General features: G+C 53.2%; 20 protein-coding genes. 13 read left to right on the top strand and 7 right to left on the bottom strand.

Annotated features, from left to right (window positions below):
* The first annotated feature begins 60 nt into the window (after nucleotides 1-60).
* From PHV74_08820 to PHV74_08790, 7 genes are all read left to right on the top strand, one after another.
* Nucleotides 61-714 carry a cytidylate kinase-like family protein gene (locus PHV74_08820; GenBank protein ID MDD5094465.1) on the top strand — a complete coding sequence of 218 codons (654 nt, stop codon included), beginning with the start codon at nucleotides 61-63 and terminating at the stop codon, nucleotides 712-714.
* 234 nt (nucleotides 715-948) lie between these two features.
* Complete coding sequence (locus tag PHV74_08815) at nucleotides 949-2121, top strand: cation:proton antiporter (protein MDD5094464.1); 1173 nt, start codon at nucleotides 949-951, stop codon at nucleotides 2119-2121.
* A gap of 153 nt (nucleotides 2122-2274) precedes the next feature.
* Nucleotides 2275-5001 carry an HAD-IC family P-type ATPase gene (locus PHV74_08810; protein MDD5094463.1) on the top strand — a complete coding sequence of 909 codons (2727 nt, stop codon included), beginning with the start codon at nucleotides 2275-2277 and terminating at the stop codon, nucleotides 4999-5001.
* A gap of 280 nt (nucleotides 5002-5281) precedes the next feature.
* A complete protein-coding gene (gene ftsZ, locus PHV74_08805) occupies nucleotides 5282-6337 on the top strand; it encodes a cell division protein FtsZ (GenBank protein MDD5094462.1) in 1056 nt (351 codons plus the stop codon).
* 119 nt (nucleotides 6338-6456) lie between these two features.
* Nucleotides 6457-7362, top strand: coding sequence for a universal stress protein (locus PHV74_08800; protein ID MDD5094461.1), 906 nt, complete (start codon nucleotides 6457-6459; stop codon nucleotides 7360-7362).
* Between the two features lie 87 nt (nucleotides 7363-7449).
* Nucleotides 7450-8541, top strand: coding sequence for a DUF1646 family protein (locus PHV74_08795; protein MDD5094460.1), 1092 nt, complete (start codon nucleotides 7450-7452; stop codon nucleotides 8539-8541).
* Between the two features lie 85 nt (nucleotides 8542-8626).
* Entirely contained in the window at nucleotides 8627-9235 is a 609-nt protein-coding gene (locus tag PHV74_08790) for a TetR/AcrR family transcriptional regulator (protein ID MDD5094459.1), read from the top strand.
* Nucleotides 9236-9339: 104 nt separating this feature from the next.
* Here the strand turns inward: PHV74_08790 and PHV74_08785 are convergent, their stop codons facing one another.
* The 4 genes from PHV74_08785 to PHV74_08770 form a co-directional block, all read right to left on the bottom strand.
* Nucleotides 9340-11409, bottom strand: coding sequence for a heterodisulfide reductase-related iron-sulfur binding cluster (locus PHV74_08785; GenBank protein MDD5094458.1), 2070 nt, complete (start codon nucleotides 11407-11409; stop codon nucleotides 9340-9342).
* A gap of 242 nt (nucleotides 11410-11651) precedes the next feature.
* Nucleotides 11652-12659, bottom strand: a complete 1008-nt coding sequence (hypE, locus tag PHV74_08780) for a hydrogenase expression/formation protein HypE (protein MDD5094457.1) — start codon at nucleotides 12657-12659, stop codon at nucleotides 11652-11654.
* Complete coding sequence (hypD, locus tag PHV74_08775) at nucleotides 12646-13740, bottom strand: hydrogenase formation protein HypD (GenBank protein ID MDD5094456.1); 1095 nt, start codon at nucleotides 13738-13740, stop codon at nucleotides 12646-12648. The genes hypE and hypD overlap by 14 nt, the downstream gene beginning before the upstream one ends.
* Nucleotides 13727-13963, bottom strand: a complete 237-nt coding sequence (locus PHV74_08770) for a HypC/HybG/HupF family hydrogenase formation chaperone (GenBank protein MDD5094455.1) — start codon at nucleotides 13961-13963, stop codon at nucleotides 13727-13729. Before PHV74_08770 ends, hypD begins: the two co-directional genes overlap by 14 nt.
* Nucleotides 13964-14233: 270 nt before the next feature.
* Here PHV74_08770 and PHV74_08765 point away from each other — a divergent pair, with 270 nt between their 5' ends.
* Nucleotides 14234-14689: a thioesterase family protein gene (locus PHV74_08765; GenBank protein MDD5094454.1), complete on the top strand. Its 456-nt coding sequence runs from the start codon at nucleotides 14234-14236 to the stop codon at nucleotides 14687-14689.
* Nucleotides 14682-14840 carry a hypothetical protein gene (locus PHV74_08760; GenBank protein MDD5094453.1) on the top strand — a complete coding sequence of 53 codons (159 nt, stop codon included), beginning with the start codon at nucleotides 14682-14684 and terminating at the stop codon, nucleotides 14838-14840. The genes PHV74_08765 and PHV74_08760 overlap by 8 nt, the downstream gene beginning before the upstream one ends.
* Before the next feature lie 95 nt (nucleotides 14841-14935).
* Here PHV74_08760 and PHV74_08755 read toward each other — a convergent pair whose 3' ends face one another.
* Nucleotides 14936-15403 (bottom strand): hydrogenase maturation protease, encoded by a 468-nt coding sequence (locus PHV74_08755; protein ID MDD5094452.1) that lies wholly within the window; start codon nucleotides 15401-15403, stop codon nucleotides 14936-14938.
* A gap of 189 nt (nucleotides 15404-15592) precedes the next feature.
* The gene (locus tag PHV74_08750) at nucleotides 15593-16060 is read right to left on the bottom strand and encodes a hydrogenase maturation protease (protein MDD5094451.1); all 468 of its coding nucleotides are present in this window, start codon (nucleotides 16058-16060) and stop codon (nucleotides 15593-15595) included.
* 206 nt (nucleotides 16061-16266) lie between these two features.
* Between PHV74_08750 and PHV74_08745 the strand changes: the two genes are divergently transcribed.
* Both PHV74_08745 and PHV74_08740 read left to right on the top strand, forming a co-directional pair.
* A complete protein-coding gene (locus PHV74_08745) occupies nucleotides 16267-17013 on the top strand; it encodes a RelA/SpoT domain-containing protein (protein MDD5094450.1) in 747 nt (248 codons plus the stop codon).
* A gap of 340 nt (nucleotides 17014-17353) precedes the next feature.
* The gene (locus PHV74_08740) at nucleotides 17354-17962 is read left to right on the top strand and encodes a MarC family protein (GenBank protein MDD5094449.1); all 609 of its coding nucleotides are present in this window, start codon (nucleotides 17354-17356) and stop codon (nucleotides 17960-17962) included.
* Nucleotides 17963-18143: 181 nt separating this feature from the next.
* On the opposite strand, the gene PHV74_08735 is transcribed toward PHV74_08740, so the two are convergent.
* A complete protein-coding gene (locus tag PHV74_08735; GenBank protein MDD5094448.1) occupies nucleotides 18144-18278 on the bottom strand; it encodes a hypothetical protein in 135 nt (44 codons plus the stop codon).
* Here PHV74_08735 and PHV74_08730 point away from each other — a divergent pair.
* On the top strand, nucleotides 18219-18695 hold the full coding sequence (locus PHV74_08730) for a DsbA family protein (protein ID MDD5094447.1): 477 nt from the start codon (nucleotides 18219-18221) through the stop codon (nucleotides 18693-18695). The two genes, PHV74_08735 and PHV74_08730, sit on opposite strands and share 60 nt — an antisense overlap.
* A gap of 54 nt (nucleotides 18696-18749) precedes the next feature.
* Nucleotides 18750-19217 carry a MaoC/PaaZ C-terminal domain-containing protein gene (locus PHV74_08725; GenBank protein MDD5094446.1) on the top strand — a complete coding sequence of 156 codons (468 nt, stop codon included), beginning with the start codon at nucleotides 18750-18752 and terminating at the stop codon, nucleotides 19215-19217.
* The last annotated feature ends 43 nt before the right edge of the window (nucleotides 19218-19260 follow it).

Genomic DNA, 19260 nt, shown 5'->3' with positions numbered 1-19260 from the left:
AATCCGGTTCAATCGCGATTTCAACTCAAGCGCCAAACACATCACGCGAGGAGGTATCACATGCATACCGTAACCATTCGTGGCCAATCGGGAAGTAGGCCAGCGGAAATAGGCAGACTCGTTGCAGACAGACTTCAGATTGATTATGTTGACCGGGAAATCATCGCTGAAGTCGCCTCACGGCTTCACCGCCAAAAACAAGACATCGCTGCCAAAGAGATGCCTTCCACCAGCCTCTTAGACCGCATCGCAGAAGCCCTGGAACGCAGCCATGCCCCCGGATTTGGAGAAGTGTATCTCCCCACGTGGGAAACCCCCCTCAATGATCCCCAATATCTGAAAGCCTTGGAATCGGCTATTAAGGAACTGGCCGAAGGTCACTCAATCGTGATACGCGGACGGGGCAGCCAGTTCATCCTGAGAGACTATCCCCAGGCCCTGCATGTACTGGTGGTAGCGCCTCTGGAAGTGCGGTTGAAACGTGTTATGGAACGCCAGAATCTGGCAGAAAAGGCGGCCAAGCGGGAGATATCACGTGTTGACGGTAGCCGCCGCGAGTTTACCAGAAGATATTTCCACGCTAAACTGGAAGACCCGGTAAATTACGATCTGGTTATCAATACGGGTTCTCTCAGCGTTGAAGATGCCGCTTCCATCATCGTTGACGCTCTCCTCTTGAAAGAGCGGACCATCAGCGGACAGGTCACAATCTAGCATCTTGTACCATCAGTACTGGCTGATAGTATTGGACGGCTTAGTGGTTACGAACTCCCCCGCTTCCCCCTCTTTATGAAAGAGGGGGAAGCGGGGGAGCCGCAGGGGGCGTTAGATGACCGAATAGTCACGCGCTCAATCTGTTACGAAAAACGTAGTGTTACTTATGTACTAGCATAGGCCAAAGGAAATTCAAATCCGGCATCTGACCCGGTCTTCCCTCTGAAAAAGGCTATGGAAATTGAGCTTGGTTACATTGCTCTCTTGTTCGGTCTTCTGATTGTCCCCAAAGTACTTGGGAGGTTCAAGGTGCCGCCGCCCATCATAGCGCTCTCTTTCGGCATCGCGTGCGGGATGGGGCTGGATGTATTTATTGGCGATGAGACGATCAACCTTTTAGCCACTTTCGGGATTGCCGCCCTGTTTTTGTTCGCCGGATTGGAAGTGGATGGCGAAATGTTACTCCGAAACTCCAGGGCTCTGATCGTGCACTCAGCCATCGGGATCGCGGCTCTCGTAGTGGTCAGTTTCGCTGCCATGGTCCTCCTGGATGTAGAATGGCGAGCGTCTGTGCTTATCGGTCTGGCTCTGCTCACCCCTTCAACCGGATTCATACTGGAAACCATGGATTCCCTTGGCGCAGCAGAAGAAGAGAAGCTCTGGATCAAGGCCAAAGCCATATCGACTGAAGTCATTGCCCTCAGCGTCCTTTTTGTGACGCTCAAGTCAACCTCAGCTGTGGAGCTCACCGCATCCGGCGCAGCCCTCATTGCCATGGTAATTCTTTTACCTCTGGTGTTCCGGTTTTTCTCGGCGCATATCGCACCGCTAGCCCCGAACTCCGAATATGCTTTTTTGCTGATGGTCGCCATTGTCTGCGCCTATGTCACGCGGGAATTGGGTGTGTATTATCTCGTAGGCGCTTTTCTAGTGGGCATAGCAGCACAGCGCTTCCAGCACCACATGCTTGATCTGTCTTCAGAGCGGATGTTCCAGGCGGTTCAGGTATTCGCTTCGTTCTTCGTGCCCTTCTACTTTTTTCATGCGGGCCTTGAGATTCCAAGAGAAGCGTTTGGCGCTGAAGGAATTCTATTAGGCCTAGCTTTTATCACATTGGCTGTACCGCTGCGGATCGGGATTTCCTTGATGCATCGGCATCATGTTCTCGGAGAAAGATGGCGGCGGGGAATGAGGGTTGCTGTCCCTCTTCTTCCCACGCTGGTATTCACACTGGTGCTTGCTGCCATTCTCCGCGAACGCTTCGATATTTCAATGACCATCTTTGGCGGTCTGATCATCTATGCCATTGGGACCACACTTATTCCGGGATTTGTTTTCGGGCAAAAGCCGCCGGAATGCGATATCGATGTGTTATCATGGGAGAGAATAGCACAAAGACACCCGTGAGTGAGACGCAGGGATTACCCTCGGACCTTGATTCCCGATATTCATAGCACTTTAGTGTTACAGTAGCCAACTGTCTTTCTGTCACCCAAGAGTGAGCCGCGCGCAATGCTATCTTCCCTGATAGAATCGAATAAGTGATCAAGAAGGAGCGCAATGACGGTGGACCCGATACACTGGTACCAGTTGCCCGTTGAAGAAGTTTTTGAAAAGCTGAAGGCCGATAGCAACGGCCTTGGCTCGGAGGAAGCGCTTCGCCGACTGGAACAGTACGGCCCAAATGAGATCAGGGCAGAGCGGCCGAGTATCTTCAGGCTCTTTTTGCGTCAGTTCAACAACCCGCTGGTGTATGTGCTGCTGATGGCGGCAACCATCACCGGAATTCTGACTTTGCGCGGCGAGCACATGCTGGTGGATACGTCGGTGATTCTGGCTGTGGTCATCCTCAACGTCATCCTGGGATTCACGCAGGAGGGAAAAACCGAAAAAGCCCTTGAAGCATTGCGCCAGATGATGGCTTCCGAATGCATGGTTCTGCGAGACGGGGAGCAGAAGATCATTCCGACACGCGACATGGTGCCGGGCGATGTGGTCTTGCTCAATAGCGGAGATCGAATTTCCGCCGACCTGCGTCTTTTCTATGCCCGGGATGTCGGCGTGGATGAATCGGCGCTCACCGGCGAATCCGTTCCGGTGGAAAAGAATATTCACGCTATCGCCAAAACCAACCTCTCTCCCGGAGACCAACTCTGCATGGCATTCAGCGGCACTTTCCTCACTCGCGGATCTGCAAAAGGAGTGGTGGTCGCAACCGGATCAAACACCGAGTTCGGCAAGATCGCCGGCCTGATGAAGTCCACCCGCCGGAGCCAGACTCCGCTTCAGAATAAAATTGCCGATTTTACCAAAACCCTCATCGTGGCGATTCTTTTCCTCGGAGCCTTGAGTCTCGTCCTGGGATATTCGGTCGGCTATGGCTTCTCCTACAGCTTCCTGGCAGCCATCGCCCTGATTGTGGCGGCGATGCCTGAGATGTTGCCGATGCTGGTCACTTCCATTCTGGCTCTATCTGCCTCAGCGATGGCGAAGCGAAATGCGTTGATCAGATCGCTACCCGCTGCCGAGACGCTCGGCTCCACCACGGTCATCTGCTCGGACAAGACCGGCACGCTCACCCGAAATGAGATGACGGTAGTCAAGATTTATGCCGGAGAGGAAGTCTACTCTGTAGGCGGCGTGGGCTATGAGCCTTCCGGAGAGTTCTGTTTGCGGCACCAGACCATCAGCCCATTGGATCACGCCGTTCTTTCACAGACCTTGAGAGCTGGTCTTCTCTGCAATGACGCTGTAATCAGGAGTGAGGAAGACAAGCACGAAATTCTCGGCGACCCTACTGAGGGCGCGCTGGTTGTGGCCGCATCCAAAGCCGGGATTACCGAAAAGCCCCCCAGAATCGATGAGATACCTTTTTCCTCTGACTACATGTACATGGCTACTTTGCATCCGGAAGAATCCGGTAACGTCATCTATCTAAAAGGGTCTCCCGAGGCCATTCTGCCTCTGTGTCATTCCCAGTTGACAGAGAATGATCTCAAGCCCCTGATAGCAGAGGATATCCACGCACGGACTGATGAAATGGCGGCAGAGGGATTGAGAGTCATCGCGATGGCCTTTAAATCGATTCCGGCCGATCAGCGATATATCGGGAAGCAAGACCTGACCGAGCTGATCTTTCTGGGCCTTCAGGGAATGATCGACCCGCCCCGCAAAGAAGCTATTGAGGCCGTCGGCAGATGCAAGAAGGCGGGAATCAGAACAGTGATGATCACCGGAGATCATGTGAAGACAGCCATGGCCATTGCCGTCCAATTGGGAATTGTTTCCTCCTCAAGGGATACGGCCCTGACCGGCCAGCAACTGGCCGCTATGACGGATGACCAGTTGTATGAGGTAGTAGACGAAGTTTCAGTCTATGCCAGGGTAGCGCCGGAGCACAAACTCAGGATTGCGCGCCAGTTACAGCGAAGGGGACAGGTTGTTGCCATGACCGGCGATGGCGTCAACGACGCTCCCGCCCTGCGGGCCGCCGATATCGGCATCGCTATGGGGATAACGGGAACGGAGGTAAGCAAGGAAGCCGCAGCCATGATCCTGACCGATGATAATTTTGCCAGTATTGTCGCAGCGGTGGAAGAGGGCAGACACGCCTGGAACAATCTGGAAAAGGCGATACTCTACACCTTGCCCACCAACGGGGGCCAATCGCTCCTGATCATGGCAGCCATACTATTGTCGCCTTTTGTTTCGGTGTTTGCGGCAGGATTGCCGCTGGAGCCTATTCAGATTCTGTGGATCAACCTGTTCGACTCCGTTTTTCTCACCATGCCGCTGATGCTGGAGCCCAAGGAAAAAGGGCTTCTGGAGGTTCCACCCCGCAGTCCGGGAGCCAAGATCGCCAATCGGCTCTTCTTTGAAAGGGTCGGCCTGGTATCATTGATAATAGCCACAACCGGATTCTGGGTGTACTGGAATTTTGGGCACATCGCTCTATCTTCCGGTGAAGGAAATCTGGCTCAGGCTCAAACAGCTGCGTTTATGAGTATCGTTCTGGTCCATCTGGGATACGTTCTGACGGCCAGGTCCATCTTCAATTCGGCTTTCACTTTCAGTCCTTTCTCCAACCGATGGCTTCTGTCGGGGATCGGGATAACTGTAGTTACCAATCTGCTGATCGTATACGCTCCCTTTATGAACTCCGTCTTTAGAACAGAACCCTTCCCACTGGCCTGGTGGCCCTACGTGATTGGCGCTTTCTTCCTGGGTTTCTTTATACCCGAGATCGAAAAATGGTTCCGAAGAAGAGCGCACCCGGAAAAGCTTTAGCTCCGTTTTCACTTTGTCAAAAGAGCGTTGGCGGCAGCAGGCCTCACGAATTGAGGTTTGAAGACTACAGTTGACTCGGTGAGGAGGCTAAGGTAGACTGTTAATAATCATGTACTTACTTCCTCTCTAGACTCAGACATTGTCACTTCTGCACGGCGCGGGTATGAATTCCCCCTCCGCATCCTTGCCCTGAATGACAAAGGAGAGAGAATGCATTGCATAACCCACTCTGGAGATAGGGTAAAGCTCTATTTTCGTGAGAGGAAAGGATGATGATATTATGACGATTGAGGATAAACCCGCTAAAAAAATACCCGTCAAAAAGAAAAGGAAGACACAACCAAAGAAAAGTGCCGCAGCAGGAATTGTCAAAGGAAAGCTGGGCGTAGCGAACATCACTGTGGTGGGAGTAGGTGGGGGTGGCTGCAATACCGTGTCGCGCCTTCTTCAAGAACGGCCTGTTGGCGTGAACTTTGTTTGCATCAACACGGATGCCAAGGCGCTCCAGGCACTCAACGGAGACGGGCTTATCGTATTGCCCATTGGCGAATCCCTCACCAAAGGATTCGGCGCCGGGGGCGATCCCAAAGTCGGAGAACAAGCAGCTCTGCCTGTCCGCGCTGCGCTACGGCAGGTGCTCTCAGGCAGTGACATCGTATTTATCACCAGCGGCATGGGGGGAGGAACCGGAACCGGCGCCGCCCCCGTTGTGGCTGAGGTGGCCAAGAAAGTGGGTGCGCTAACGGTGGCCATGGTCACCCTGCCCTTCTCTTGGGAAGGCCACAAGCGAATGGAGACCGCACTCAGCGGACTTTCCAGATTGCGGGAAAATGTGGACAACATGATCTTCATTTATAACGACATGATGACCAAGCTCGCCCCTGAAGGAGCCACCATGCAAGAGGCCTTCAAGGTGGCTGATGAGGCCGTTACTGAGGGCATCATGGTAGTGAACGAGATCGCCAATACCCCTGGAGATATCAATGTAGACCTCGCAGATGTGAAAGCCATTCTGGGCCTTCCGGGCAACGCCATGATGTCCGTCGGAGAAGGCAATGGGAAAGACGGAGCCATCATAGCCGCCGATAATGCCATCAAAAACCATGTTAGCGACCTCTCCATCTCCGGCGCCCAGGGTGTTCTTTTCACGGTAAAAGGAGGGCCTAAACTCACGCTGGGTGAGGTCAACTCGATTGGTCGGCGCATCTCTCAAGCCGTAAGCCGGGATGCCACCATCTTCTTTGGCATGAGCATCAAGCCCGAGATGCAGCACAGAGTCAGAGTCACCATCATTGCCACCGGCATGCCGGAAAAATCCCGAGGGATGGTAGCCTGAGTCATAAACGGGTTCAAAATAGAACCGGGGTAAGGGCTGTTCCAGATGGCAAGCTGGTTGGCCGAATTGGCCCTGGCCCATCGATAAAGCTCAATCCTGCACAACATTGAGGTGGGAAAATGCTCCAGAAAATTCTTGTTCCCCTGGACGGTTCAAAACTAGCCGAGATAGCGCTACCTTACGCCGAGGAAATAGCGGGACGATTGGTTTCCGATATCAAAATCGTCAATGTCACGGAGGTAGCCGAAGACCCGTTCCGTAACATGCGACAAGTCTATCTCCAGCAAGTGGCTGAGGCAACAAAGCATGGCGCCGAAAAATTTCAGGGGGCATTCAGGGAACGGGAAATCAGGGTAGAACCGACGATCCTGGCAAGCAACGATCCTGCCCTGGAAATAGTTGATTACGCCGATAGAGAGGGGATCGGCCTGATTGTCATGGCAACCCGAGGGCAATCCGGTTTGAAACGCTGGGTGCTGGGAAGCGTGGCGGACCGGGTGGTCAGGGTCACAGAGAAGCCCGTGGCGCTGATCAGGGCCAAAAGGACTCCTCAGGATAAGCAGGATAACGGAATATTCGGAAAGGCACTCGTTTGTCTGGACGGATCTAAAGAAAGCGAGGTCATCATCCCCCACATCGAGGAGATCGCTTCCCAATTCAAGACTGAAGTTGTGCTCCTTGAAGTGCTGGAAAAGGGATACTATTTCGTCAAGGCCGGCGGTTATGAATATGTTTTTCACCCGGAAAAAGAGACTCAATCGGCTAAGGCTTTGGCAAAGGATTATCTCGATAAGGTGGGCGAGCGATTGAATCAGAAGGGGATTGTTGCCAGATCTGAGGTAAAGATCGGGGACGCAGCCGAGGAGATCATTAAGTTTGCCGATGAAATTTCCGCGGATGTGGTAGCTATGGCAACGCATGGGCGATCTGGAATCTCTCGCTGGGCAATGGGAAGTGTGGCCAATAAGGTCCTGCACGAAGGCAATACGCCTCTGCTGCTGGTGAGATCCCCAAAAACCAAGTAATACGCGATGAAGATACCTCCACGGAACTTGCTCAACGTCTATTATGGCAAAATAGGTCTGCGGTGTTGAATTTCGAGGGCAGATAAAATGCACAGCATACCGGAAGAACCGGTACTCTATATGGCGGCCGGACTGACCATCATCGTTTTGATGGTACTGGTGCTTCCTTTCAAGGTCAGGAAAATAGAACAAAACCTGGAGCCCTTCTTTCTGTTCATGGGAATCCTGGCAGTGACCATTTCCGGCCTCTGGGGTTGGGAACTGGTCATAGATGCCCTGAAAGCCCCGGTAATGATCGGATCGATCCCGATAGGAATCTTCCAGGTTGTGCTGGTATTTGGCGTCCTTGTCTACTATTTCAACAGGCCTTTCCAGAACGGCATCATCACTTTAGCCAGCAGGCTGGGCACCAGACTCTTCCTCTTTTTGTTCATCACCCTACTCGGGTTGTTCTCCAGCATTATTTCGGTCATCGTTATGTCCTGCCTTCTGGCAGAATCGATGGCGGTGCTCCCCTTCGCCAGGGCGGATAAGGTAAGAATCGTGGTTATTGCCTGCTTCGCTATGAGTCTGGGTGCAGTTCTGACGCCGCTCGGCGAGCCCCTATCCACCATTCTGATCAACAAACTGGCAGGGCCTCCGTATGATGCCGGTTTTCTTTTCGGACTGGAAAAGTTGGGAATATACGTCATCCCCGGAGTTATCGCGCTCGCCCTTTGGGGAGCGATGTACGCAGGCCGAGGAATGGTTATGCAAACAGAGGGAATCAAGTACGAATACTCTGAAAAACTCCGGGCGGTGATTGTGAGGGCGATCAAGGTCTTCATGTTCGTTGCCGCACTCATATTGCTTGGCGAAGGCCTCAAGCCGCTCATCGTATGGTATCTGGGCGGCGTTCCTTCCTGGGGGCTCTACTGGATCAACAGCATTTCCGCCGTTCTCGATAATGCCACCATGACCGCAGTCGAGATAAGCCCAACTATGTCAGAGGCTCAGATTGTGAGCGCCATTATGGCCCTGCTCATTGCCGGAGGAATGCTCATTCCCGGTAACATTCCGAACATCGTGGCTTCCGGACGGCTCGGCATCAGCATGAAAGAATGGGCCAGGCTGGGCATTCCTCTGGGGGCAATTATCATGGTGATCTACTTTGTGATATTGATTCCAACAATTTTCTGATCGATCAGGACCCGAATGGCAGAATGGCAGCAGCAGAATTTTGTATAATGCGGCCGTCCGGCACACAGACTCTGGAGGGACATACATGCCAAAAGAACTTCAAAAAAGACTGAACACCCAGGTGCGCCGGGGACAGATAGCCGATGCTGCCAGACATGAAATCATCAAGAACGGCAGTGAGCATGTGACCATCCGAAGAATCGCCGAGGAAATAGGATTAACCGAAGGGGCCATCTACCGGCATTTCAAAAGCAAACGGGAGATTTTGTCTTTTTTGATTGGGGACATCGAGTCAAACCTGGTTGGGGATATAGAGAGAGGAATTGCCTCCGGCGGCACACCGCTGCAAATCATCGAGAGTACATTCAAGAGCCATATATCTTCAGTAGAACAAAGAAGAGGCATCACCTTTCTGGTCATCGCGGAGATCATCAGCCTGGGGGACAAGGAACTGAACGAACAGGTATATGACGTCCTGAAAAAATATAACGGCCGCATCAGGGACATCATCTCAGAAGGAGTAGAAAGCGGCGAAATTCGCAATGATGTTGCGCCGGATGCAGTGGCCACCCTTTTATCCTCTTCAATACATGGCCTGGTCAACATGTGGGCCCTGAGCAACTGCAGCTTCAGCCTCGAGGAGAGGTGCCTGTCTATGTGGAACATGCTGCGAGAAGCCATAGTCCGCAGATAATGGCAGTCTTCCGAGTCAGAGAATAGTCATAACTCCGATGGTAGTAAAAAGTGGGGCTCCCAACATGGCTGGGAGCCCCACTCGATTTTCTTCAGCCGGTGAAACTACAGCGCTTCGGCGATAATCTCAACGATGTCCTTCAGTTGCGTCGTTTCCTCCACGCCCTTGGTCTTGATTCCATCACTGAACATCTGGATACAGAAAGGACACGCGGTGCAAATCATCCCGGCACCGGTTTCAATCGCTTCCTCGGTCCGAACGACGTTGATTCGAGTGCCGGTCTCTTCCATCCACATGTGTCCTCCACCCGCCCCACAACAGAAAGCGTTGTTGCGGCGACGTTTCATTTCCACAACCTCGGCCTTGGGGATTTTGCTCAGGATTGCCCTTGGGGCATCATAGATATCGTTGTATCTCCCCAGATAGCACGAATCATGGAAAGTGATCTTCTGGGCCACGTCCTTGGTCAGCTTGATCTTGCCCTCGTCGATCAGCGAGTTAAGAAACTCCGTGTGATGCACTACTTCAAAGAAGTCTCCGCCGAACTGAGGATACTCGTTCTTGATAGTATTGAAACAGTGCGGACATGCCGTGATGATCTTCTTGACGCCATAGCTCTTGAATTTCTCGACGTTTTGCTGCGCCATCATCTGGAAGAGGTATTCATTGCCGATGCGGCGGGCGGGTTCCCCGCAACACATCTCCTCTTCTCCCAGAATGCCGTAGCTGATTCCAGCCGCATTGAGCACCTTCCCCATCGCCTTGGCCACCTTGATATTGCGGTCCTCCAGAGCAGCCGTGCACCCCACCCAGAAAAGGATGTCCACCTTGGCATCATCACCGAGCACTTTCACATTCAACCCATCGGCCCAATCCATTCTGGAAGCCATCGTGCCGCGCCAGGGATGTCCCCGCTGCTCCATGCTCTTGAGCGCACCCATCGCCGTCTCAGGGAAGCTGCCTTCATCCAGAACCAGGTGCCGACGCATATCCACCATCTTATCCACATGTTCAATCGCTACGGGACAGGCCTCCATGCAGGCCCGGCAGGTGGTGCAGTCCCAAATCACTTCTTCGGTAATCACCTCGGTGCACATGTCCTTCCGGGTTTCTGTCGCCACAAATTTCCCGTTGATCATCGTCTTCAGAGTGACGGGATAGACCTCATTCAGATGCGATTTGAGGTTCTGAATCACGTTCTTGGGTGACAGCTTCTTTTCGGTCAGATACGCCGGGCAGTTTGCCTGACAGCGGCCGCAACGGGTGCAGGCATCCAGATCCATCAACTGCTTCCAGGTGAAATCCTCGAGCTTGGTAGCGCCGAAGGATTCCAGGTTCTCCAGATCCAAAGCCGCCAGCGCCCCTTTGGGACGAGCGGAACGGAAGAACACATTGATCGGGGAAACGAGAATGTGGCTCAGTTTGCTGAATGCCAGGCTGACATAGATCACCGCTCCCACCACCAGAAGCGAGTGGACCCACCAGGCTATCTGGTACTGAGCCAGTGTCACCTCTTCGAAGCCCTGGGAGAATCCATAGCCCAGGAAGCTCCATTGCGCCCATTGGGATGGCACATCGCCAATGACCTGCCTCATGCCTTCAACAATGTAGCCGGTGACGACTACCAGGAAAATCAGCAGCAGTGCCATCGCATCGTCCATCACGTTGTCCAGTTGTTTGGGCTGTTTGACATATCTCCTCAGGACCGCACCAAACACACCGAGCACCATCAGCACCCCACCGAGGTCACCGATGAACGAGATGGCCAGATACGTGTTCCCTTCCAGAAACTCATACATATAATGGGAGATCACGTCCGCACCGGTGGCCACCAAAAGAAACACGGCGCCGATGATCAGAAGGTAATGGTTGACCCCCGCCCACACATCCCGGAAGAATTTGCGATGCAGCAGGCCATCAATGATCCCGATCTTGACGAAGTCGGCCACCACCTGGCCCTTGTTTTCGAAGCGATTATCCTTGGTTCCTACCTGTTGCCAGAGCTTGACACGTGTGTAGAGGGCGAAGAAGACCAACAGCATGGACAGAGTAGCCAGAATGTAGATGATCCATCCGAAGTCGATCTTGAAGAATATCTCGCCCTTTGCCGTTTCCTCCGCCGCCTCTTGGAACAACCCACCCCCTCCCGCTGTTTCGGTTAGCAACTTGAACATAGATGCACCTTCCTACTCCTTTCAAATTGGCGAAATCCGGGGAGTATACGCGACGAACACTTAACCCTGACCATTATACCATTCAACTTTTCAAATTGTCAGCGGTTATTTTCCCCTCGACTCTCATGGATTTCCGGGATTTACTTTTCGAGCCGCACATGTAGAGCACGGCCCACTCCTCTGAGGTAAGACATCACTGAAAGCAGGAATTGAACCGAGGATGCCGATGCGCTGAGAGTGCTTCAGCATATTCGAGGCAGCATATCGCCCACCAGCATATCCACGATGCGATGGGATCCGATAGCGGTGGTCATGGTCACCCGTCCCGGTTTCTTATCCGTGACCTCGCCGATAATGGCCGCATCCTTCCCCAGTTCATGGGCTCGCATCGCCGCGAGAACCCGCTGGGCATCTTCCGGGGTGACCATGGCGATCAGCTTGCCTTCATTGGCCAGATAGAGGGGATCGAATCCGAGCATCTCACAGGCGGCTCGAACTTCCCGGCGAACCGGTATCTGGTTTTCTTCGATCCGAATGCCGACCTGAGATTGAGCGGCGATCTCGTTCAAAGTAGTGGCGAGCCCCCCCCGAGTAGGGTCTCTTAGCGAATGGATATTGGCGCTGGCTTGCAGCATTTGGGAGACAAGGTGATTCAAAGGGGCGCAGTCGCTCTTCAGATCGGTAGAAAAAGAAAGCCCTTCCCTGCGGCTCAACACCGCGATGGCATGATCGCCGATGGTGCCGCTCAGAATGACCTTATCCCCGGCTCTGGCGTTGCTGCCCGAAATATCGATGCCCTCGGGGATGACGCCCACTCCGGACGTATTCAAAAAGAGCTTATCGGCCATGCCCTGACCCACCACCTTGGTATCGCCGGTGACGATCTGAACATTGGCCTCCAGGGCTGCCTGGCGAACCGATTCCACAATCATCCGGAGATCGTCCTCGAGCAGGCCCTCTTCGATCACAAAGGCAATGCTCAAATAGAGCGGCTTTGCCCCCATCATCGCCATGTCATTGACCGTGCCGCAGACGGCGAGTTTGCCGATATCCCCGCCGGGGAAGAAGATCGGCGTCACCACGTAGCTATCCGTAGTGAAGGCCACGCGCCCGTTCAGATCGAGAACCGCCGAGTCGTCCATTCGAGCCAGTAAGGGATTGTCAAAGGCAGATCGAAACATCTTCGAAATGAGATCGTGGCTCCGTTTGCCGCCACTTCCATGTGAAAGCAGTATCTTATTCCCCATGATCTTCCCCGTACAGATAATGAGCCGAGCAGCTTCCCTCATGAGAAACCATGCAGGGACCCACTGGATTCTCCGGCGTGCACGCTTTGCCAAAGAGCCTGCAATCGGCAGGAGTTTTGACACCCCGCAGTATCTCCCCGCAAAGGCAACCGGCATGCTCCCGGGTCGGGCCGGGCTGTATATCGAAAGCCAGGTCCGCATCGAACCGTTCATACCTCGGACGCAGCTTCAATCCGCTCCCTGGGACGATCCCGATCCCCCTCCAGGAGGCGGCGCACGGCTGGAAGACCTGTTCGATCACCTCGATCGCCTTCCGGTTGCCCTCGGGCCGAACCCCGCGGCGATAGGCGATTTCCACCTTGGACTGGCCGCTTTCGATCTGGGCCACCAGCATTTCGATGCCTTGCAAAATATCCAGCGGCTCAAACCCCGATACCACACAGGGGATGCCGTATTCGCGAGAGATGAAGTCCCACGGATGGGAGCCGATCACAGCGCTCACATGGCCGGGACAGATCAGCCCCTGCAGCCGAATCTCGCCCAAATCCAGGAGAGCCCGGATAGTCGGCGGGCAAACCTTATTTTGAGAGAGAATGGAAAAATTCCTGATCCCTTCCGCCTCGGCCTGAAGCACCGAAGCAGCGATGGTCGGCGTGGTAGTCTCAAACCCAATGCCCAGGAAGACCACCTTCCGATCCGGGTTTTCTTTGGCGATGGCGAGAGCGTCCAGAGTGGAATAGACCACCCTCACATCAGCGCCCTCGGCCTTGGCTTCCTGCAGGCTGGAATAGCTTCCGGGCACCTTGAGCATATCGCCGAATGTGGCTAGAATGACTCCGGGGATTTTGGCCAGCGCGATGGATTTATCGATATCGGTGTTGGCAGTCACGCAGACCGGACAGCCGGGGCCGGAGGTCATATCGATGGTGGGGGGCAGCATCTGGCGGATACCGTGCTTGAAGATGGCTACCGTGTGGCTGCCGCAAAACTCCATCAGCCGCGCCGGGGTCTTGGAGCGCTGCTGGATTCGAGCCGATACCGCCTGCGCCAGGTCGGAACGCCGAAACTCATCAATGAATTTCACGTTCCTCCTCGTACCGGGCCATTTCTTCCAGCAGCTTCAGGGTTTCGTGAGCCTCTTCCTGATCGAGGACGCTGATGGCATATCCGGTATGGATGAGCACATAGTCGCCGACGTTCACATCCGGGGTGAGCAGAATACTGACGGGTCGGCTGATGCCGCCGATATCCGCCTGGGCAATGGTACCCTCAATCGATTGGATCAGCGCCGGTATGGCTAAACACATCCTTCAAAGGTCTCCTTCTCCCAGAAACTGCATAGGAAACCGAATCCCACTATCGGCAGCCCGCTCTCATTTAAGATGGCCGAGGGAATGACGGTTTGACCTCCCTCATTCTAGCATATAAATCCATACCACTGCGCCTCCCTTTACAGGGGCAACAACTATCACCCTCGAGGTGGTACAATAGCCGGGGGAAGTCACGTTCCCTGCATTGAGGAAATGCCACCCGACCCGGGGTAACAATCCGAATACGTTTCAGGGAGGTTAAATATCTTGGAAGACTATCGCAAAACGATGGTGAGGAAAATCGTCGAATTTTATGGCCATCAGGTGCCCTTTCACACCCTGCTGGGCTTTTCAGACGAGTGCTTTGATGCCGAGAATGGCCAGATCAGATTCTCTATGCGGAATGAATTCGTGGGAAATTCTCTGATCTCTCCTATTCTGCATGGAGGTATCATCTGCACCATTCTGGATATCGAGGGCTCTTTCCTGGTGGGACTCGAATTCCTCACCAAACGCAAAGATGCGGCGGATGGCAAGCGGATCGGCAAAGGCGGCACCATTGATTTACGGGTTGACTACCTCATGCCCGGAAAAGGAAAATCATTTGTGGCTTCCGGCTCGCTCCTTCACTTTGGGAGCAAGGTGGCATCGGTTCAAACCGAACTGCGTAACGATCAGGATCAACTGATCGCTGTCGGCAGGGGATCCTATTTGTATGGTTAAGCCGGAAAATGAACTACCCCGCCGCAAGCAGCGGGGTATCCGATGTCATGCCAGACTTGATAAGCCTGCCCCGTACTTGATACGGGGCATCCAGTTTCTGGATTCCGGCCTTCGCCGGAATGACGATTCGCCGCAAGCAACGAGGAATTGAACCCCAGGTGATTAAAAGCGAAGAAAGCGACGGTTGCTGGGGAAAACTGAATCAGGGTCGTGGTGGATTCAGATCGGCTCGAGATGAGAAGGTGCTCATTCCTCGCATGACTCCCCAAGTACCTCAAGGACCATCGCCGCACAAATCGGAATGGCTCGTTCTACCTCCGGCGTACATGTTTCGCCGAAGGTATTCACATCCATCACCTCAACGGCAAAGATATCGATCTTCCGGGGCAGTACCATGCCGATCTTTTGACCGAACTCCAAGGCAGCGCTAAAGCTGACGTCATGGCTGGACGAAGTATGCCGGGCACTATCGAAATCCTTAGCTTCGAGCCGGTGAATCCGCCCCGGTTGGCCACTCCCGGTCATAATGGAATCAATGATGATAGCCCGCTCGTAGCTGGCCAGAATATCCAGCAATCTGATTCCGCCCAGGCTGGCTTCCAGAACTGTCGGCCCCTGACTCTCCAGTTCTCTCTTCACTTCCGCGGCGATGCGGTTTCCCACTCCGTCATCGGTGAGGATGGGGTTGCCCAGTCCGAGAATCACCGTCTTCATCTGCTTCGATCCTGACTCCCGATGATATCATAAGATGCCAATGGTGACGAGCATCCGAGAAACAGGGGTTTAACGTGTGGGGCTGGGTTGATTCGGCTGCAATTCATGATATGACACTCGTTGGGGGAAATGTAAGGGCACGTTGCAACGTGGCCCCTACGGATGACTCATGACCATACTCGAGAGGCTTTATTCCCCGGATGACTTTCCCAGCTCTTCCAGGACCAGCTCAACGCAGACCGGTATGGCGCGCTCCACTTCCGGCGTGCAGGTTTCGCTGAAATTAGTCACATCCACCGCCTCCACAGCGAAGATATCGATCTGTTGGGGGATTACCATGCCCATCTGGCTGGCAAATTTCAGGGCAGTGGCAAAGTTGAGGTCGTGAGGCGAAGAGGCGTGCCGGGTGTGATCGAAATCCTTGGCGTCCAGATGATATATCTCGCCCGGTTTTCCGTTCACCGTCTGAATAGCGTCGATGATGATGGCCCGGTCGTAGCCCGCCAGGAGATCGACCAGGCTCAGGCCTCCGAGGCTGGTCTCCCGAACAGTCAGGTCCTGCCCCTTCAGCCGCTCCTCTAGCACCGCTGCGACTCGCGGCCCCACGCCGTCATCGCTCAGAATGGGGTTCCCCAGTCCAATGATCACCGTCTTCATCTGCTTCGATCCTAACTCCCGATGATATCATACCATACCCGTAGTGACGAGAACTGCGCGAAACAGGGATTCAAGGTGTGGGCCTGGGTTGCTTGGGCTGCGATTCGTGGTATGATAGGGATTAAGCTGGGATAACAAGTTATTGATGGCAAGAAAGATGCAACAGGAAAGTCGTCCTAGCTCGTAGGATGAGGAGAGCACCCTTAATGGTAGCCAAAGTAGATATTGGAAGATTAAGGCAAAGTTATGAATTAGTAGTCCCTCTCGCTGAGAGATTCTGCAACAAGCTGACCGAGCAAATCCAAGAGCTCTTGGTTCCAGCTGAAGTCTCTCTGGCTGTACCTATTGAGAAGCGAGTCAAGTCTTGGGATTCTCTCAGAGAAAAAATCGCAAACAAGAACTTGAAAGTGAAGAATGCTCAAGACATAGAAGACCTAGTAGGAATCAGACTAATTCTGCTATTCCAACGCGATGTATTAAAAACCTGTGAAATTGTTGCCAAGAACTTCGATGTTCTAAACATAGAGGATACCCGACAGCGCTTGGGTGATAGTGAATTAGGGTATCAATCCGTTCACTATCAGATCAAGCTTCCAAAATCTTGGCTCGTAGTTCCCTCATTTGCATCATTTGATGGTCTTTGCGCTGAAATCCAAATGCGGACTGTTGCGCAGCACATATGGGCAGTAGCTTCTCATACACTGCAATACAAGCACGAACATGGTGTGCCGCGCCCAATTCGGCGTGCCATCCATCGTGTTTCCGCTCTTCTGGAGACGGTCGATCTCGAATTCGAGCGAGCTCTCCAGGAAAGGGAGGCTTACGGACATTGGATGTTTCCGACTCCAGAGCAATTTTGGATGTTGATCTTCTGGCGCGAGTGTTGGATGATAGACTTCCAAGACAGAACAAAGAAAACTCTGAACCATATGCCGATCTACTTCAGGAATTGAAGGTTTCAGGAATCACAAAACTGTCTCAATTGCAGGACCTAATAAACAAACATCTAGAATCTGCCATGAAGGTAGAGTCTAAAATTATTGCCACTTTGGGAAAAGATGGTGTCACAGAACGCAACGAAGTCTCGGCCAAGGTGTCGGGAAAAGTATACTTCAGTGATAAATCTCGCCTCGAAAGGGGCTTTTTCTTCTCTCACGCAGGATTGCTGAGGAAAATGCTGCTCACAAGAGAGAATTGATCAAGAAGATGGTAGTCAGATAAGTCGGCATCACAACAGAACGCGCCGATAAGGCACTTCACAGAGTCAGTAAAAACAGAGGAAGACTTAATCACATGGATCAATATAGCTGGGCCGAACAATTCGTCAGGGTCTTCGTTCCGCTGTTTGTGGCTATCGACGCCATCGGCAATATCCCCGTGGTTCTCTCGCTGAGTTCCGATATGCCGCGCGCCGATAAGCGCAAGATGCTGAACGTTGCCACCGCCACGGCGGGCATTGTGGGACTGGTTTTCCTGTTCCTGGGGCAACTCATCCTGGACGCCATGGGAATTTCCATCGGCTCCTTTGCCATCGCAGGCGGCATTGTCCTTCTGGTGATCTCTCTCAAACTGATGATGACAGGTCATTTCGTTGACGCGGTAAAGGAAGAGGTCATGGCGATCGTCCCCATTGGCACCCCTCTGACAGTAGGGCCTGCCACAATTACCACTCTGCTATTGCTGGCCAATGATTATCCTCTCTATCTGGTTCTGCTGGGATTTGCCCTGAATATCCTGATTGTCTGGATCAGCTTCCTGTTCAGCGAGCGCATCCAGGCTATTCTGGGCCAGGGCGGGATCAAGGCCGTATCCAGAGTATTCAGCCTCCTGCTTGCCGCCATTGCCGTCAGCATGATCACCCGCGGGCTGGATCTGCTGGGGATCATCACCCTCGCGAAGTGATCTCGCTCCACGCAATCGCCTTTCGAGAAGACGGTGAACGGGCACATGATTTATGATCAAGTTCAATTCATACAGTCCCTGAAACACTATCCCCTCGACAGACGCTCGCAATGATACAATGAGAGCAGCGAAGCCATTCCCAAAGAGGAGAAATCTGATGGCTATTGAAATACGGATTTTCTCAGACTACATCTGACCCTTCTGCTACATCGGCAAGGGACTTGTCGAGAAGCTTCAACTGGAGTTCGATCTGCATGTGGAGTGGCTTGGCTTTGAAATCCATCCCGATACACCCCACCAGGGAACTCCGGTTCACCTGTTGCCATGGAGGGTAGACGTTCAAGGGATGCTCCGACATCTTCGCCAGCTGGGAGCCCCCGTTGGAATCACCTTCAATGATTTGACCCTGCTTGCCCTGGAAGCAGCCGAATTTGCCAAGGAACATCGGCGTTTTGAGGCCTTCCACAGCGCCGTGTTCGATGCCTACTACCTGAAAGGACAGAATATCGGCAATCTGGAAATCCTTGCCGAAATTGGGCAGCAGACCGGTCTGGATAGGAACGCCCTGGAAAACGCTCTGTTGAAGGGAACCTATAAACCCGTCCTGAATGAGGCAAAGAAGGAAGCCTTGAAACTGGGCGTAAGCGCAGCGCCGACATTCATTATCGAGGGGAAGGATCGCATTGTGGGAGCACAACCACTGGATATTTTCAGAAACGTATTGCGGGCCTGAATATGCCTCCTGACAGAGGGAGAAAATAGATGCCAGTTCCACTATAATATACCCATGGCTGAATCATACTACTATGAAGATATCAAGCTGCATGAGAAATACCGCTCCAAAGAATATCTTCTCACCGAGCAGAAAATCATCGCCTTTGGAGAAGAATGGGACCCGGACCCGTCGCACATCGATCCTGAGTCCGCCAAAACATCCAGGTTCGGCACCGTGATTGCGCCGGCGGTCCTCCTCATGGCTATTTGGGTGAAGCTGGTAAGAGAGCAAGAGCCCAAAAGGGCGTACATCACCGGGTTGGGGTGGGACGAAGTTCGGTTTCTGCTTCCCTCTCGTCCAGGCGACCGTATTGTATGGGAAGAGGAACCCTTGTCCAAACGAGAATCCAAGTCCGATCCGGCTGCCGGTATTGTCCGTTGCGCTATGAAGTTACTCAGAGGCCGTTTAAGAATAGGGGTTAAGAATACCCTGAAAGAAGTTGACACGGTTTTTGAAACCGACGTTTTGACTTTCAAGTGACATTCTCATAGGTTAAGCCCTCGGTTTTGAGGGTTTGAGCACT

This window comes from Dehalococcoidia bacterium, assembly GCA_028711995.1.
Classification (GTDB): Bacteria; Chloroflexota; Dehalococcoidia; order SZUA-161; family SpSt-899; genus JAQTRE01.
This window is presented reverse-complemented; position numbering and strand designations above follow the sequence as displayed.

Bases quoted from the DNA above. Each gene is read 5' to 3' on its own strand.
- PHV74_08815 (MDD5094464.1), top strand. From the start codon at position 949: ATGGAAATTGAGCTTGGTTACATTGCTCTCTTGTTCGGTCTTCTGATT.
- PHV74_08810 (MDD5094463.1), top strand. From the start codon at position 2,275: ATGACGGTGGACCCGATACACTGGTACCAGTTGCCCGTTGAAGAAGTT.
- PHV74_08750 (MDD5094451.1), bottom strand. From the start codon at position 16,060: ATGAAGACGGTGATCATTGGACTGGGGAACCCCATTCTGAGCGATGAC.
- PHV74_08800 (MDD5094461.1), top strand. From the start codon at position 6,457: ATGCTCCAGAAAATTCTTGTTCCCCTGGACGGTTCAAAACTAGCCGAG.
- PHV74_08785 (MDD5094458.1), bottom strand. From the start codon at position 11,409: ATGTTCAAGTTGCTAACCGAAACAGCGGGAGGGGGTGGGTTGTTCCAA.
- PHV74_08790 (MDD5094459.1), top strand. From the start codon at position 8,627: ATGCCAAAAGAACTTCAAAAAAGACTGAACACCCAGGTGCGCCGGGGA.
- PHV74_08820 (MDD5094465.1), top strand. From the start codon at position 61: ATGCATACCGTAACCATTCGTGGCCAATCGGGAAGTAGGCCAGCGGAA.
- PHV74_08795 (MDD5094460.1), top strand. From the start codon at position 7,450: ATGCACAGCATACCGGAAGAACCGGTACTCTATATGGCGGCCGGACTG.
- PHV74_08725 (MDD5094446.1), top strand. From the start codon at position 18,750: ATGGCTGAATCATACTACTATGAAGATATCAAGCTGCATGAGAAATAC.
- PHV74_08740 (MDD5094449.1), top strand. From the start codon at position 17,354: ATGGATCAATATAGCTGGGCCGAACAATTCGTCAGGGTCTTCGTTCCG.
- PHV74_08760 (MDD5094453.1), top strand. From the start codon at position 14,682: ATGGTTAAGCCGGAAAATGAACTACCCCGCCGCAAGCAGCGGGGTATC.
- PHV74_08770 (MDD5094455.1), bottom strand. From the start codon at position 13,963: ATGTGTTTAGCCATACCGGCGCTGATCCAATCGATTGAGGGTACCATT.
- ftsZ (MDD5094462.1), top strand. From the start codon at position 5,282: ATGACGATTGAGGATAAACCCGCTAAAAAAATACCCGTCAAAAAGAAA.
- PHV74_08755 (MDD5094452.1), bottom strand. From the start codon at position 15,403: ATGAAGACGGTGATTCTCGGACTGGGCAACCCCATCCTCACCGATGAC.
- PHV74_08745 (MDD5094450.1), top strand. From the start codon at position 16,267: ATGGTAGCCAAAGTAGATATTGGAAGATTAAGGCAAAGTTATGAATTA.